Raw genomic sequence first — 13,011 nt, 5'->3', positions numbered from 1 at the left:
CGGTTCGGGCCTCGAGGCCGCGACGGGCCTCGCTGGCGTTAGGTTTCACCACCGCGGCTAGAGAACCTTCCGATCGGTAAAGGCCCAGGCGGCGTTATCCGCCTTCACCCGGGCAAAGCGTTTCATCATCAGCGCGTAGCGGCTGGCCGAAATCACGTCGTCGCGTTCCTTGACGATCCGGCCGTCCTTGCGGTGGTAGAGCCTGAACTCCTCGAACCAGTCGCCACAGGTCGAAAACACCTTGAAGCGACCGGTCTGCATGCGCTGCAGCATGTCGGAGACCCCCGCCTCGACACCGTTGGTGCCGTCGTCGAAGGTCGCGCGCTCGGGCAGCATCACGAGCCCCTGCCCGCGATATTGCGCCGCAAGCTGCTCGCCCGAGCCCTTGTCGTGCTGCAGCCCGTCGTGCGGCCAGGCCCAGGGCAGCCAGGGTCCCCAGGGTTTCAGGCTTGCGGCATGGATGATCGGCGTCGCCTCGCGCTCGCGGTAGCAGCGGGTCACGTAAAAGACATCCGCATCGCGGTCCCAGGCGCAGAGCGCTGCGGCAAAGGGGTGATCCCAGCCGAAATCGAGCCCGCCGATCTGCACCCAGTGCCTGGGAACCTCGAATGGCTCGACCCGGATCTGCTCTTCCGTCACCGGGAAGATTCTTCCCGACCCGAGCGTCGGCACCCCCTTGGTGCGCGCTTCCTTCTCATGCGCGGGGTAGCTGGCGATGATCTTCGCGCGCTCCTGCGGCGTATAATGTTCGGCATCGTCGATCGTCATCGTCACCACGGTCCGGTCGTCTGATGGTTCCAGCAGATAGCGGCTGACGACCGAGCTCATGCCTTTCAGCGGCGTAAACGTCACGGCGACCGAGCCACCGGTCGCATTGGTGCGGGTGATGCCTTCGAAATAGACGTCTTCCGGCGGCTCCTCGTCGAACCAGAGATAGTCCACGGTGTTGGCCTGCCATTTCGCCCGGCCCTGCTCGTAAGCCTTCAAGAGCAGCGTCGAGGTGCCGCCCGAAGTGTGCCGCACGGTCACGCTGTCGAGCGCGCCGGAAGCGCTCGATCGTCGTGTCCAGCCGACAAGCGCCGCTTTCGGCAGATAGCCGGTGCCCCAGTCCTCCTCGCTCATTGGCGGGCCGACGAGCAGCCGCTGCACGCCATCGCGTGTCAGCTCGTGCGATTCCGAGCCGCCGATCATCGTGATCGGCCGGTCGAACCGTCGGCCCGCCCACCAAGAGGGATAGTCGCCTGTCAGATGCATCGCCGCTTCCGCGGCGCCGGCAAGCGTCTTGCCGAGCTGGTTACCGGCCATGAACAGCCGCTCGCGAAAGCTGGCCCCCGCCGCATGAAACTCGGTCTGTTTCGCATAGGGACGGTAATAGGCGAGCCTATTGGTTTTCTGCCGCCGCCCGATCTCCATCGTCAGTTCCATCCGCTCCCGAAGCAGCAAGGAAAGGCCTGATGGTCTGGTCGAGCTTGCGGATCCGCTCGAGGAGTTGTTCATCCGTCATCTCGCCCATCTGGTTTGGATTGATGGTCACGTCCTTCGGCATCAGCGCCGCTATCGTCTTCAGGAAGTCGTTTGGGTTCTTCTCGATCAGCGCGTGGATCGCGGCCGCCCCTCGGCTCTCCCAGGCCGAAAGCATGTCTTCGAGAAAGAGTTCGCCGAGCTTGGTGCGGACCGCCTTGCGCGTGCGCGTCCGGGGGACGGCCCCATCCCCTCCGGCGCGCGGCAGAAAGCGCCCGGTCTTCGGGTCCTTTGCGGGTTTCACTGTCATGGGATTTGCTCCGGGGCACGAGGCGATTGCTCCTCCTGCGCACGTTGGATCGGCCGCCGCTTGACCAAAAGTTGCATTCTGCCATCAAAGCCGACCGGTAGCGGCGGGATTTGGAGGCGATCGCAGGTGATCCGGCGTTTGTGGACGAAACTGCTTGGCATGTTCGCGAGGCCGGCTCCGGCCCTGGCCGAAGTCGACGAGCCGACATCTCCGAAGGTCTCGGCGCCCAAGCTGGGAACGCCAATGCCTGCGGGAGGCACCATCGTGTCGCCGCGGCTGTTCAAGCTAGCAAGCGTGACAGCCGATCACAGAAAAATGCGTGTGTCACGCCGGATGTCACGCTTGCAACCTTGACTTCAGGTTGCATTCGGTCATCAATACCGCTCACCGGGTTGCCCCACATCGGGTGCTTCTGGCGCAATGCATCGCAAGCGCTCCTGCTCTACCGGCAGTGGCCAGGGAAAAGTCGAATTAGTTCAAGATTTTAAGCAGTTTTTCAGCCTAGCAGTCCAGCCGCGGGAACCATGCAATGAATGCAACAGGTGCCAGATGATCCGCAACACGTTCAGCAAGTTGAAGACCATTTTCACCCCGCGGCCGTCCGCAACGAATATCTCGCCCAGGTTGCTTGAACTGGCGACGTCAGGAAATGTCGATGCCCAGGCGAAACTCGCCGAAATCTATTTCAACGATGGCGGCGCGGAACACTATGCCGCCTCGCTTCATTGGAACCGCCAGGCCGCCCGCCAGGGTCATCCGGCTGCCCAGGCCCGCCTCGTGACCATCTATCAGAGAGGCCTCGGCGTCGAGCGCGATCCGAAGGAAGCCTCGCGCTGGCTGCGCAGCATCGGGCAGCCCCGCCCGCGACATGAGACCGGCGCCTCCGTCACCGGCAAGATCGCCAAGCAGGAAGCCTAAGGCTTTTCGCGTAAAAGTGGGCAGCGGTATTGCCGCAACGACATGCATAAAAACAAGATCTTAAAGCCTGTCGCGTGAGCCCTTTCCACGCGACCAGCTTTAGGGCTTTCGCACCAGAACATGCGGCGATCTTGCGACAGCAGCATGCGGGCGCCGAAGACGTGAAGCCCAAGTTCGGATCCGAAAAATCGCGAAGCGCCGTGACGCCGTAGCGGCCGTCGTCACCCGCGTCTCAGCGGTCGCAGCCGGCGCCGGCGCGGATTTGACTTTTTTGGATATCGGCATCAGCGCCCAGGCAAGGCCGCGCCAATCCGCCGGAATCAAAAAGGCCGCTTCAATGACGAAACGGCCAGCCTGTAATATCCTTAGCCCGCTTCCGGTCGCTTGGCAAGCCCCTTTGCCAAAATTTGTTTCCGTTTTGTTCGTTTTTTCCTTTACCCCCGCCCCGCCTCTTTGCCAGCCCATGTGCGCGATCGGTGGTACAATCGCGAGCGCCATGCAAGGCCGCTGGCGCCATGTCTCCTTCCTCAACGGATCCGGGGCCGGCGGCGGCATGGTTGATCCGTTTCGATGCGGAAGCGGTTGATGCCGCTCCCACGACCACGGGAGATACCCATGACACGACAATACCTGATCGCCGCTCTTTGCGCGGCGCTTCTTGCGGCTGCCGGCTGCACCACCGACCAGGCGAGCCGCACCAGCACTCCTGCTCCGAGCCCCAGTTACCAGGGCATGCAAGGCGTCCAGGGCATGAGTCAGGGCGGCGGCGGTGCTGGCGGTTATTGAGGTCGCTGATGCTTCGTAGACGGCGAAGCTGGCGGGGCTCGACGTTGTCCAGATCGCCCGCCCGCAGTGTCGCTCCCGTGCAAAGCCTCGGCCGAACGCACCGCGCACCGAAGCCAATCGGATTGAACATCTTGGGCCGACATGCGTTGAGTAACCATGACGCGCATTCTCGCTGCCGCGCCATTTGTTTGCGCGCATTCTGTGTTAAGCTTCCCCTTGGGAGGAAAATGCCATGGAGAATTTCTTCGCACTCGCCGCCATCGTCGTCGGCTCCGCAATCCTGGGGCTCGCGCTCGCCTACGGGTTTCGTCGCAAGGACGCGCACCGCCCTCCCGAACATGACGACGCCCGGTTGAAGTTCTAGAAGACGTTGAAGTTCTAGAAGACCGGGCTTTTCCGACCTCGCCGGTCCGCGGCCGCTCCGCTTGTCTGCCTCTTCGCGGGGTTGCCGCAATGAGCGATTCCTAGCAGACGCCTCCCCTGCAAACGCGCGACGCGGCAGAGTTCGCCCCGATATCATCGACAGGATGTCTGGCTCGATAGCGCGTGCTTGGGATGCCGATTGCATCGCGGACCAAGACTTGGAAAACGACAGGAGCCGGATGCGATGTCCCCCAATCCGCACGGCCACGCCCCGTCATTGATCCACCTTCAATCTTGAGATCTTGAACGTCCAGACCGGAACCTTTTCCGCTCGCCTCGGCTTATTCCTGGCAAACCGCCAGCAAGGAGATGCGACGATGAACAAGGCAAACCCGAAATCCCGCGACCGAGAGACACCGGAAGACGTGCCCCCGTCTGGCGAAACACGCGCAGTGCCGATCGGTAAGATCCCGCCGCTCCCCGTCGACCAGCTTCCCGCGGGAGACCATCCGACGCCGGTCGATCAGGGTCGCGTGTCGCCCGTTCCGAGCCGCGACGAAGCCAATGTCGATCCGGACGATGCACTGCCTGACGACCGCGAAGAGAAAATCCTCGAGGATGATCCGGGGCGCGAGAAAACCCGCTTCGACGAGGAGATGCCGCGCAGCAGTCGATAGAGGCTGCGTTCCCACCCATGCCGGGCCGCGTTCCCTCAGCGCATGTGAATGCCAGAAAACAAAAAAGAGGCCCGCCGGTCAGCGACCGGCGGCCTCCTTAAAACACGCTCGCCTCAGAAGTAGGGCGAATAGCACTGCTGGCGCGGGCCACCATAGGGTTGGAACGAGTTGTCCCAGGCGCGGTAGGAGCGATAGCGCGCATAGCACCAGTCGGCATGGCGCGGGTTGACGCCGGTCTCGTAGCGACGCGCTGGCGGAGCGGCGATCGCGCCACCGATGATGACTCCGGTGCCGAAGGCCGCCAGCGGATACCACCAGCCGTCATTGTGGCGGCGATAGCCGTAGCGCTCGTAGCGATAGCCGCGGTGGCCGTTATAGTAGCCATAGCGGTAGCCGCCGTCCCAACCCGGACGCGGACGATAGCCGCCATGCCAGCCTGGCCGCGGGCGGTAACCGCCATCCCAGCCGGGGCGCGGGCGATAGCCGCCGTGCCAGCCCGGCGGACGCCGGCGATGGTGACCGCCGTTCCATTCCCGGTGCTGCACCAGTTGAACGTCGCTCTTCTGCACCCGCTCGATGGCAACAGCCGGCAGGGCGTTTGCCGGCGTGATGCCCGAAAGAGCCGTTATCGCCGCAAGCACGACGATGCCAATCTTCTTCATTTCATCACCTGTCCGTTTGTAACAGGTGCGAGTTTTGGCCGGGGCGACGTGAACCCACAATGAATGCGACAATCCTAATATGGACCGCAACTCATAGGTAGCATCGCAATACTCCAGGGTGACACTGCCGCCCGGCAAGCCCGCCATCCCCGGCGATGGCCTGCCATACCCGGGTTGCCCCTGTCATCCCCTCAGGTGCGCGCGCCCGCCTTGCCGCGCAGCTTCAGCGCATGGGCGATCAGCGTCTCCACCACCTGGCCGTAGGCGATGCCGTCGGCTGCCAGCGCCTTGGCATACATGCTGATATTGGTGAAGCCGGGAATGGTGTTGATTTCGTTGATCATGAGGCTTCCATCGGCGCGCAGGAAGAAGTCCACCCGCGCCATCCCCGCGCAGTCAAGCGCCCGGAATGCCCGCGCGGCCATGTCCTTGGCCTCTGCGATCACCTCCTCGGAGAGTTTGGCGGGCGCCTCGACGACTGCGCCGCCGGCATCGACATATTTGGCGTCGTAGCTGTAGAAGCCGTGGCTCGCAGCCGGAATGATTTCGCCCGGTCGCGAGACGGTGAGCTGTCCCTTCGCATCCTCCAGCACCGAGCACTCGATCTCGCGGGCCTGGACGAACTCCTCGATCAGCACCTTGTCGTCGTGCCGGAACGCCTCGTTAAGCGCCGCCTGAAGCGCGTCCAGACTGTCGACGCGGCTGACGCCGACGGAAGATCCCTGCCGCGCCGGCTTGACGAAAACCGGCAGTCCCAGGCTTTCGAGGATGGTCTCGCTTGAATAGGCGTCGCCCGCATGAAGGCCGATCGCCCGCGCAACGGCAATGCCTTCGGCGACCAGCAGGCGCTTGGCGAGCGCCTTGTCCATGGCGACCGCCGAAGCCGCGACACCGCAGCCGACATAGGCGACATCGGCAGTTTCCGCATAGCCTTGCACCGTCCCGTCTTCGCCGAAGGGACCATGCAGAACCGGAAAGATCAGGTCGATCGCCGGCAGCAACCCTTGGCGGCCGTCGGCCGCGATGGTGACCGCCCGCCCCCGTCCGCCGGGGATCAGCGCCACCTGCGTTCCCGACACGGGGATCGCCTTCGGCAGTTCCCCGTCTTCGAGATCGACCAGCATCCAGCGGCCATCCCTGGCGATCCCGATCGGCACGATCTCGTAGCGCGTCCGATCGAGCGCCGCGACGGCGTTGCGCGCCGACATCAGCGAAACCTCATGCTCCGCCGACCGGCCACCGAACAGCACGGCAATGCGCAACTTACCTGTCATGATCCTTTTCCCTCCAGAATCGTGGTGCATCGTGCGCAACCAAGCGAGCGAAGATGGCAAGAAAAGGTCGAGAGACGCGGCATCAGCGCGGGAGGAATATTTTCCTTAAGGGCAGCCTTGCCGCTTGAATTCCGCCGAACGAAATACAATTGATGCGCGAACACTGGTTTGAAGGAGAAGCTGCCGATGGCCGAAGTCCTCGTATTCCACCATGCCCAGGGGCTGACACCCGGCGTGCACGCTTTTGCCGACGACCTGCGCGCGGCCGGGCACGTCGTCCACCTGCCCGATCTCTTCGAAGGACGTACATTTGCGAGCATCGAGGAGGGCGTTGCCCATATCGAGGCGGTCGGCTTTGAAGAGATGCGCGAGCGCGGCGTGCGCCTCGCCGATGCCCTCCCCGAAAACCTCGTCTATGCCGGCTTCTCCTTCGGTGTCCTGCCGGCTCAGAAACTCGCCCAGACCCGCCCCGGCGCCCGCGGCGCCCTGCTCTTTTACTCCTGCATCCCGATCAGTGGCCAGTGGTCCTTCGGCCCCTGGCCGGCAGGCGTACCCGTTCAAATCCACGGCATGGACAACGACCCGATCTTCGTCGGCGAAGGCGATATCGACGCCGCCCGCGAGATCGTCGAGAAGGCAGAGGACGCCGAACTGTTCCTCTATCCGGGCGACCAGCACTACTTCGCCGACAGCTCGCTGCCCTCCTATGACGCGGCGGCAACTGCGCTGGCGATGAAACGGGTACTTGCCTTCCTCGAGCGGATCTGACCGGCGCCTCGAAAGCCCGACGGTCGAGCGGCGCTGCCGTGATCAGACAGCGCCGCTTCTCATTTTCCGGTTCAGTTGCCGGTCGGCATCGGCAGACTGAAGCCTTCCTTGCCGAGCTCATCGCGCAGCCACTGGAACTGCTGATACTTCGAGATTTCGATCGGACCGGTATAGGTCCCGCTTTGAAGCTTGCGCGGTGGATATTTGACGTAGGTCATCATCAATTGCTTGATGGAGTCGCTGATGGTCACCATCGTCCAGGTGCGCTCGGTGTAGTTGTTCATGAAGATGTCGTAGCGCTCCTGCGGGTCCTGCCAGAGGTCGAAGATCTGCGGCACCGTCGCCACATATTTGTTCGGACCCTTCCAGCCCTGATTGCTGTCGACGGCAAGGCCGCCGGTCGCCTGTCCATTGTCGCCACGCAGGTTGAACACCGCCTTGTAATTGCCGACGCGGGCAGCGCCGGGAGACAGTTCGTTCTCGGTGAAATAGAACCATGAGTTCCGTTCCGACTTGCCGGTTCCAAGCAGGACCGGCGACATGTCGAAGCTGTCGAAGATGATCGGCTGGCCCTCGCGGTCCTTGTCCGGCAGAGCGACACCGGCAACCGAAGCAAATGTCGCCATCAGGTCGAGGCCGCCGACGATGTCATGGTTCTTGGAGCCGGCCTTGATCTTGCCCGGCCAGACGGCGATGGCGGGAACGCGGTTGCCACCCTCGCGCACCGTGCCCTTGGTGCCACGAAACGGCGTATAGCCGGCGTCGGGATAGACATCCTGCCAGGCGCCATTGTCCGTCGTGTAGAAGACCAGCGTATTCTTGTCGAGGCCGGTCTCGCGCAGCTTGTCCATGATGCGGCCGATGCGGGTGTCCAGCTCCACGATGCTGTCGGCATATTTCGACTTCGACAGCGATTTATGCTCGAACTCGGGCGCCGGCATGTTCGGCTGGTGCACCTTCATGAAGTTGACGTCGATGAAGAACGGCTTGTCGGATTTCGCCGCGTCGTCGAGAAACTCGATGGCCGCCTTTTCGACGTAGCTGTCGAAATAGGGGATGCCGACGACCCCTGCCGCGCCATTGACCGTGGGCGTGTCGATATACTGGCCGTTGATCTTGAAGTCCTCGACCGCCGTTTCGCCGGCCTTACCGGAGAGCGCGCCCTTGGTGACCTTCTGGAACATGGCCCTGAGCTTGGGGTCCATATCCGGGAACCAGGTCGGGTCGGCGTAGGTGTAGGCGTTGAGGTGGTAAAGGCCGCAATACTTCATGACGTCGAAGCCATGGGCGTTCGGCAAGGCATAGTCCGCCTCGCCCAAATGCCATTTGCCGGTGAAATAGGTCTGGTACCCGCCGAGCTTCAAGACGGAGGCGAGCGTCCATTCGGCCGCCGGAAGACCGCCGCCTTCCCCCTGGAATGCAACCGTCGTCATGCCGCTGCGGTTGGGAATACGCCCGGTGATCATGGCGGCGCGACCCGGCGTGCAACTCGGCTGGGCATAGAAATCATAAAACAGCATGCCCTGTTCGGCCAGCTTGTCGATGTTGGGTGTCGGCATGCCTCGTCCTTCACCGCCGCCATAGGGGCCGAGGTCTCCGTAGCCGGTGTCATCGGAAACGATCAGAAGGATGTTGGGTTTTGGTGTTGCTTGCTGCGCACGCGCCGGGGTTGACAGGCCAGCGACAATGCTCAGCCCTGCCACGCACGACGCCAGAAGTTTCATCGGAAAAGTCCTCGACACGCAGCGGGACGAAGTTGAATGATCAGATGCCTTTATCATTGTCAGGTTCCTTCCTGCGATGAGCCATCGCGCGAAAAACTGATCTGGGAAGAAGCACGTCTCCATTGAGGTTCGACGCGCAAAGCCATGCCTGAATTTTCAAACAAATTTCGGCTGCCAAAACGGCAACTCACGACCGATTGCGAAAGGCCGTTGCCGTCTGCGCGGGCATGCTGCTCCTTTCGCGCGGGCAATCAAGTACGTAACTGTAACGAACGCCATAAACGTGGGCGCTCAACCGGTGGCGCAGTGACCGCATCGGGCCGAAATCGACCGGAAACGAGCCTCCCTTGAGCCGCGACCTCATTATTGGATTTGCCTTGCAGAAAGATCCAGGCACTGGAAATCTGATACAAATACGCAATACTGAAGAAATCCGAGGTGACCGCAAATCATTCTCGAACTTTCAAATAATATTGCTGCAAGAATTGAAATTGTTTTGGAGTAACCGTGCTGATCTACTCGGACGAAAATCTTGAAGTCATCCATCGACCGGGTTCATCCCCCTATCTGCTGGTGACCTTCAACGAGATGGAGATCCAGGCAAACGGCAGCCGCTACTGGGGCCAGCGCTTTTGCGAGAAGGCCGACATCTCAGCCCTCGGCTTCATCAGTAGGCGGCCCAACTGGTTTCCGGCGGCAAGCGTGGTCAAGGCGGTCGAAGCCGCAGCACCCATTCTGAATGCAGCTCCCGAGCGCATTCTGTACGGCCATTCGCAGGGTGGTTATGCGGCGCTTCGCTATCGCCGGCGCTTCAATGCCACCACGGCCATCGCCTTTTGCCCGCAGGTCTCGATCGACCCGAAATCCGTCCCCTACGACAATCGCTTCCTCCGGCATTTTTCGCCCGATCTGCACGCCAATATGGGCATTTCGGCCGATCAGGCCGCCGGCCGCGCCTTCATTTTTTATGATCCCTTCCACGCGATAGATCGCCGCCACGCCGAGCGCATCGCAGCACTTCAGGCCGAAACGCATCTCGTGCGCGTTCACATGACCGGCCACGGCACCGTCCGTGTCTTTACCGGCACCGAGCGTGCCCTTTCGCTGATCGCCGCCTGCAGAACCCATGACGTTTCGCGCCTACGGGGTCTTGCCCGCGCCGCCCGGGTCGATGCGCCCATGCGTCCCTATCAGGTCGCCGTCGCCGCCATGGCCCGGCATCCCGCCTGGTCCGACGCGCTCGACGCCCGCTTCGGCGACCGTTTTGCGCCAACGGAGCGGGTCAACTTCCTTTATCACCGCGCCAATCGCCACATCCGCGACGGCGATCTCGTCACCGCACGCAATATGCTGGCGAAGGCTCTCGCCCTCCTGCCCGGCGATCCCGCCCTCACGCACCGGCTGAAGGAACTCGACGCTCGCATCCTGCGCGAACGGAAGGTTGCGAGGAGCCTCGTAGGGTAGGATAGGCGATGTTATTCGGCCGGCTGCGCGTTGCTTAGCTTTCCTCGTGGGGCGGAGCGCGTCGGAGATAGACCTCATCGACGGCTGCCAGGAGAGAGCTTTCGGTTGAGGTAGACAAATTGAACTCGAACATAAGAAACCGGGCAAGATGTTCGGCGCAGCTTCCCTCCCGCGGTATCTGGTGCTCCGCGCAGGTCGCCTCGAACACACACCGCAGCAGCTCGATTTCCGCGACGCTCATCAAGACATTTCCATTCGCGTCAGACACGGGCGTTTACCTCGTCTTCTTCAGGCCCGCTGTGGTGCGTTGAGAAGCACAGCGGAGGCCAAATTGCTGGTCGAGGCCGGCCATAGTCCAGGAGCCGATATACAACCGCGCTCCCGTCCAGGACCCGTCACGTTCCACACGCCTGCCATATTGATCGAGTTCGCCCGTGTTGCCGGTTGCCCCACCGTTTCGCAGCCAAAGCGTAAGGCCAATCTGATGTGTGCGATGGAGCGGTTTCATCGGCGTCTATCTCCTTGTCTTGACGCAGATCAGTTGCTCTACAAAAGCCGGTGGCGCTCCTGCGTATCCCGGCTGCGCTTCAATATGCCGGAGCTGTCATGACGTTCCTGCGGCCTTTCGCGTGCCTTTTGACTGGCCGGCTTTGCGACTGTCAGCACAAGACCAACGTGACGGATTTCAGGTTTAACCCGGAATAGTCGCTTCAATGTTTCGACATAGCGCATGGCATTCCTCAGTGGCTGCGGGTCATTCCCCAGTCGATCGGTTCCAGATTGCTTTCAGCGCTGACCCGCTCCTGTCCGAGTTCATCGTTGCGAATTCGATATTGAGGGGCGTTGTCGCGTAGCGGCATCTTTGCGGTGATGCGATAGGTTTCGGCGGTTCTCGGTGAGAGGTTATGACGGTCTCGCAGGCGAACGGACAGCCCGACGGGATAGCGATGTTGGGACATGGTTTTATCCTCACTGTCCGGGCGCATCTGATATCTCGGCGCCGCTGAGCGCGACCAAACGCGCCAACTCGTCGGGTTCGATTTGTATCAACCGCATTCGGTAGTGGTTCTCGACTGTCGCGGGCAACTTGATGAAGGTGGCAACACGGCGGTAGGCGAGCCAGGAAAGCCCTTCGATCGGCACCTCGTCGTCATCGATTTCGTAGGCGCCGGCGACGATCGTCTCATCGACGCCCGGCAATCTGAACGGTCGGTCGAAATGGATTGTCCGGTGAATCGTTCGGTCGAACATGACATCTCCTCCCGATACCGGCAGTCGCCGGCACGCGATCTCGTTTGATACCGCTGCGTGCGGCAGCGCTACGACGCGGCGATCTAAGGGGGAAATGGCGGGTCGAGGTTCTGACGCCGCGAGAAGCCAAGCAGGCTTAAATCGATTTAATCAGGGTGCGCGTCAATTGAGGTCTATTCAAGGCCAAGATGAGGCAGACCCTTCGTGGCCTGGATACCCGGGCGCAGTCGGCTGGCGACCGCTGACGAAGCAATCGGCCGCATCAATGACCCGAAAGTCTGGCATGCGGTCAACGAAAAAGCCCGGGGCGAAATCGCACCGACCTTCCTCATCATCGCTCTTACACCAGTGCCAGTACATTCGTGGTCAAAAGTCTAAAGCGACACGGCAATTGCGAGCGGCGAAACGTTCAGCGCTCACCTGCATGATGTTTTCCTACGAACCGGAGGTGGCCGCCACGACCGAGGGAAGAGCCTTCCGCGGATAATCGTTACCGTGCCTGAGAGACCGCCGCGCGCCCCATCCACACGGCTCCGGTCGCGTCCGCCCGCCCCTCAGGCCGGTTCGAGCGTCGCGTGTTCAGCCGAACATGCGACGCTCGTCGCGGTGCGCAGCCGCGCTGACGCGAAGGCATTCGAACCCGCCATCGCGGCAAGCGGCGCGGCGAAGCGCGAGCCGGCTTGAAACCGCGCCACTGGCAGCGGCCGATCCGCGCCGCTCGCTTTCACGCCCCTTCCTTCTCCCGCGAAAGCCCCAGCTGCCAGTGCAGCTCCATCAGCCCGCGCTTCAGCCAGGCGAGCTGCGGTTCCGGCATGGTGCGTAGCATCTCGTAGTCCATGATGCAGACGTTGAAGACAGTGGTCTTCACCTGCGGCCCGTCCGGCAGTTTCAAGAGCACGCCTTCCAGCTCCATCATCCGGTTCGCCGCCTGGCGGGCGCCGCGGGCGCGCTCGGCGCTCGTCTCGCCGGCAAAACCCTTCACGTCGAACAGCGATTGGGCCCGCACGCTCGGGAAAGGAATGCCGGTGAGGCTGTAGTAACGCGCCATCTGCCGGCTGTATTCGTCGCCCGCCTCGCGCTCATGCGCCGTCAGCTTGCCGTCGAGGAACATGCGACCGAGCGTGTAGCCGGCAAAGGGGCTGGCAACATCGGCGTCGCGTCGGCCGGAAAAATGCATGCGCCGGCGCGCGTCCAGCGCCACGGAGCAGACCTCGCGCTCGCTTTCGCCATGCTTGATCTGCCCGCCCGGATAGCGCGCCACATTGGCCTTGCGCGGCCTGCCCGCCCGGCTGGCGCGCTTGATGCGGATGCGCTCTGCCTTGGATTTCATGGTCTCTTCTCCTTTTGCAATCT

17 protein-coding genes are annotated in these 13,011 nt (G+C 62.3%); 6 read left to right on the top strand and 11 right to left on the bottom strand.

The genetic code is table 11. The features are described 5' to 3' along the window. Positions 1-57 precede the first annotated feature (57 nt). Together ASD01_RS02535 and ASD01_RS34350 are read right to left on the bottom strand one after the other, a co-directional pair. Positions 58-1,497 (bottom strand): terminase large subunit domain-containing protein, encoded by a 1,440-nt coding sequence (locus tag ASD01_RS02535; RefSeq protein WP_060528773.1) that lies wholly within the window; start codon positions 1,495-1,497, stop codon positions 58-60. Further along, positions 1,382-1,771 (bottom strand): hypothetical protein, encoded by a 390-nt coding sequence (locus ASD01_RS34350; protein ID WP_143106225.1) that lies wholly within the window; start codon positions 1,769-1,771, stop codon positions 1,382-1,384. The genes ASD01_RS02535 and ASD01_RS34350 overlap by 116 nt, the downstream gene beginning before the upstream one ends. 549 nt (positions 1,772-2,320) lie before the next feature. On the opposite strand from ASD01_RS34350, the gene ASD01_RS02525 reads away from it, so the two are divergent. From ASD01_RS02525 to ASD01_RS02520, 4 genes are all read left to right on the top strand, one after another. Beyond that, positions 2,321-2,689 (top strand): tetratricopeptide repeat protein, encoded by a 369-nt coding sequence (locus tag ASD01_RS02525; RefSeq protein WP_051659282.1) that lies wholly within the window; start codon positions 2,321-2,323, stop codon positions 2,687-2,689. Positions 2,690-3,304: 615 nt separating this feature from the next. Further along, complete coding sequence (locus ASD01_RS35265) at positions 3,305-3,475, top strand: hypothetical protein (protein ID WP_156400691.1); 171 nt, start codon at positions 3,305-3,307, stop codon at positions 3,473-3,475. A 232-nt stretch (positions 3,476-3,707) separates the two neighbouring features. Continuing rightward, positions 3,708-3,839 (top strand): hypothetical protein, encoded by a 132-nt coding sequence (locus tag ASD01_RS37170; RefSeq protein WP_255380915.1) that lies wholly within the window; start codon positions 3,708-3,710, stop codon positions 3,837-3,839. A 376-nt stretch (positions 3,840-4,215) separates the two neighbouring features. Then, complete coding sequence (locus ASD01_RS02520) at positions 4,216-4,515, top strand: hypothetical protein (protein WP_090425664.1); 300 nt, start codon at positions 4,216-4,218, stop codon at positions 4,513-4,515. A gap of 113 nt (positions 4,516-4,628) precedes the next feature. Here the strand turns inward: ASD01_RS02520 and ASD01_RS02515 are convergent, their stop codons facing one another. Continuing rightward, positions 4,629-5,177: a BA14K family protein gene (locus tag ASD01_RS02515; RefSeq protein ID WP_034793472.1), complete on the bottom strand. Its 549-nt coding sequence runs from the start codon at positions 5,175-5,177 to the stop codon at positions 4,629-4,631. Positions 5,178-5,368: 191 nt separating this feature from the next. Continuing rightward, a complete protein-coding gene (locus tag ASD01_RS02510; protein WP_034793469.1) occupies positions 5,369-6,451 on the bottom strand; it encodes a D-alanine--D-alanine ligase family protein in 1,083 nt (360 codons plus the stop codon). 186 nt (positions 6,452-6,637) lie between these two features. Between ASD01_RS02510 and ASD01_RS02505 the strand changes: the two genes are divergently transcribed. Further along, positions 6,638-7,219, top strand: coding sequence for a dienelactone hydrolase family protein (locus tag ASD01_RS02505; protein ID WP_034793467.1), 582 nt, complete (start codon positions 6,638-6,640; stop codon positions 7,217-7,219). 71 nt (positions 7,220-7,290) lie between these two features. On the opposite strand, the gene ASD01_RS02500 is transcribed toward ASD01_RS02505, so the two are convergent. Continuing rightward, positions 7,291-8,943 carry an arylsulfatase gene (locus tag ASD01_RS02500; RefSeq protein ID WP_051659281.1) on the bottom strand — a complete coding sequence of 551 codons (1,653 nt, stop codon included), beginning with the start codon at positions 8,941-8,943 and terminating at the stop codon, positions 7,291-7,293. A gap of 507 nt (positions 8,944-9,450) precedes the next feature. Between ASD01_RS02500 and ASD01_RS02495 the strand changes: the two genes are divergently transcribed. Beyond that, entirely contained in the window at positions 9,451-10,407 is a 957-nt protein-coding gene (locus tag ASD01_RS02495; RefSeq protein WP_034793464.1) for a hypothetical protein, read from the top strand. A gap of 34 nt (positions 10,408-10,441) precedes the next feature. On the opposite strand, the gene ASD01_RS02490 is transcribed toward ASD01_RS02495, so the two are convergent. From ASD01_RS02490 to ASD01_RS02475, 6 genes are all read right to left on the bottom strand, one after another. Beyond that, positions 10,442-10,648, bottom strand: coding sequence for a hypothetical protein (locus tag ASD01_RS02490; RefSeq protein WP_034793461.1), 207 nt, complete (start codon positions 10,646-10,648; stop codon positions 10,442-10,444). 305 nt (positions 10,649-10,953) lie between these two features. After that, entirely contained in the window at positions 10,954-11,139 is a 186-nt protein-coding gene (locus ASD01_RS35260) for a hypothetical protein (protein WP_127889113.1), read from the bottom strand. Between the two features lie 8 nt (positions 11,140-11,147). Continuing rightward, positions 11,148-11,366 carry a hypothetical protein gene (locus ASD01_RS02485; RefSeq protein ID WP_034793455.1) on the bottom strand — a complete coding sequence of 73 codons (219 nt, stop codon included), beginning with the start codon at positions 11,364-11,366 and terminating at the stop codon, positions 11,148-11,150. 10 nt (positions 11,367-11,376) lie between these two features. Continuing rightward, on the bottom strand, positions 11,377-11,658 hold the full coding sequence (locus ASD01_RS02480; protein ID WP_034793452.1) for a hypothetical protein: 282 nt from the start codon (positions 11,656-11,658) through the stop codon (positions 11,377-11,379). Positions 11,659-12,212: 554 nt separating this feature from the next. After that, a complete protein-coding gene (locus ASD01_RS35255) occupies positions 12,213-12,386 on the bottom strand; it encodes a hypothetical protein (RefSeq protein WP_156552970.1) in 174 nt (57 codons plus the stop codon). Next, positions 12,383-12,988, bottom strand: coding sequence for a hypothetical protein (locus ASD01_RS02475; protein ID WP_034793449.1), 606 nt, complete (start codon positions 12,986-12,988; stop codon positions 12,383-12,385). The genes ASD01_RS35255 and ASD01_RS02475 overlap by 4 nt, the downstream gene beginning before the upstream one ends. Positions 12,989-13,011 lie beyond the last annotated feature (23 nt).

The organism is Ensifer sp. Root423 (genome assembly GCF_001426275.1).
Taxonomy (GTDB): Bacteria; Pseudomonadota; Alphaproteobacteria; order Rhizobiales; family Rhizobiaceae; genus Ensifer; species Ensifer adhaerens.
This window is presented reverse-complemented; position numbering and strand designations above follow the sequence as displayed.

What these genes read in the sequence shown, in the direction of transcription:
- ASD01_RS02535 (WP_060528773.1), bottom strand. Translation starts at nt 1,497, where the DNA reads ATGAACAACTCCTCGAGCGGATCCGCAAGCTCGACCAGACCATCAGGC.
- ASD01_RS34350 (WP_143106225.1), bottom strand. Translation starts at nt 1,771, where the DNA reads ATGACAGTGAAACCCGCAAAGGACCCGAAGACCGGGCGCTTTCTGCCG.
- ASD01_RS02525 (WP_051659282.1), top strand. Translation starts at nt 2,321, where the DNA reads ATGATCCGCAACACGTTCAGCAAGTTGAAGACCATTTTCACCCCGCGG.
- ASD01_RS35265 (WP_156400691.1), top strand. Translation starts at nt 3,305, where the DNA reads ATGACACGACAATACCTGATCGCCGCTCTTTGCGCGGCGCTTCTTGCG.
- ASD01_RS37170 (WP_255380915.1), top strand. Translation starts at nt 3,708, where the DNA reads ATGGAGAATTTCTTCGCACTCGCCGCCATCGTCGTCGGCTCCGCAATC.
- ASD01_RS02520 (WP_090425664.1), top strand. Translation starts at nt 4,216, where the DNA reads ATGAACAAGGCAAACCCGAAATCCCGCGACCGAGAGACACCGGAAGAC.
- ASD01_RS02515 (WP_034793472.1), bottom strand. Translation starts at nt 5,177, where the DNA reads ATGAAGAAGATTGGCATCGTCGTGCTTGCGGCGATAACGGCTCTTTCG.
- ASD01_RS02510 (WP_034793469.1), bottom strand. Translation starts at nt 6,451, where the DNA reads ATGACAGGTAAGTTGCGCATTGCCGTGCTGTTCGGTGGCCGGTCGGCG.
- ASD01_RS02505 (WP_034793467.1), top strand. Translation starts at nt 6,638, where the DNA reads ATGGCCGAAGTCCTCGTATTCCACCATGCCCAGGGGCTGACACCCGGC.
- ASD01_RS02500 (WP_051659281.1), bottom strand. Translation starts at nt 8,943, where the DNA reads ATGAAACTTCTGGCGTCGTGCGTGGCAGGGCTGAGCATTGTCGCTGGC.
- ASD01_RS02490 (WP_034793461.1), bottom strand. Translation starts at nt 10,648, where the DNA reads ATGAGCGTCGCGGAAATCGAGCTGCTGCGGTGTGTGTTCGAGGCGACC.
- ASD01_RS35260 (WP_127889113.1), bottom strand. Translation starts at nt 11,139, where the DNA reads ATGCGCTATGTCGAAACATTGAAGCGACTATTCCGGGTTAAACCTGAA.
- ASD01_RS02485 (WP_034793455.1), bottom strand. Translation starts at nt 11,366, where the DNA reads ATGTCCCAACATCGCTATCCCGTCGGGCTGTCCGTTCGCCTGCGAGAC.
- ASD01_RS02480 (WP_034793452.1), bottom strand. Translation starts at nt 11,658, where the DNA reads ATGTTCGACCGAACGATTCACCGGACAATCCATTTCGACCGACCGTTC.
- ASD01_RS02475 (WP_034793449.1), bottom strand. Translation starts at nt 12,988, where the DNA reads ATGAAATCCAAGGCAGAGCGCATCCGCATCAAGCGCGCCAGCCGGGCG.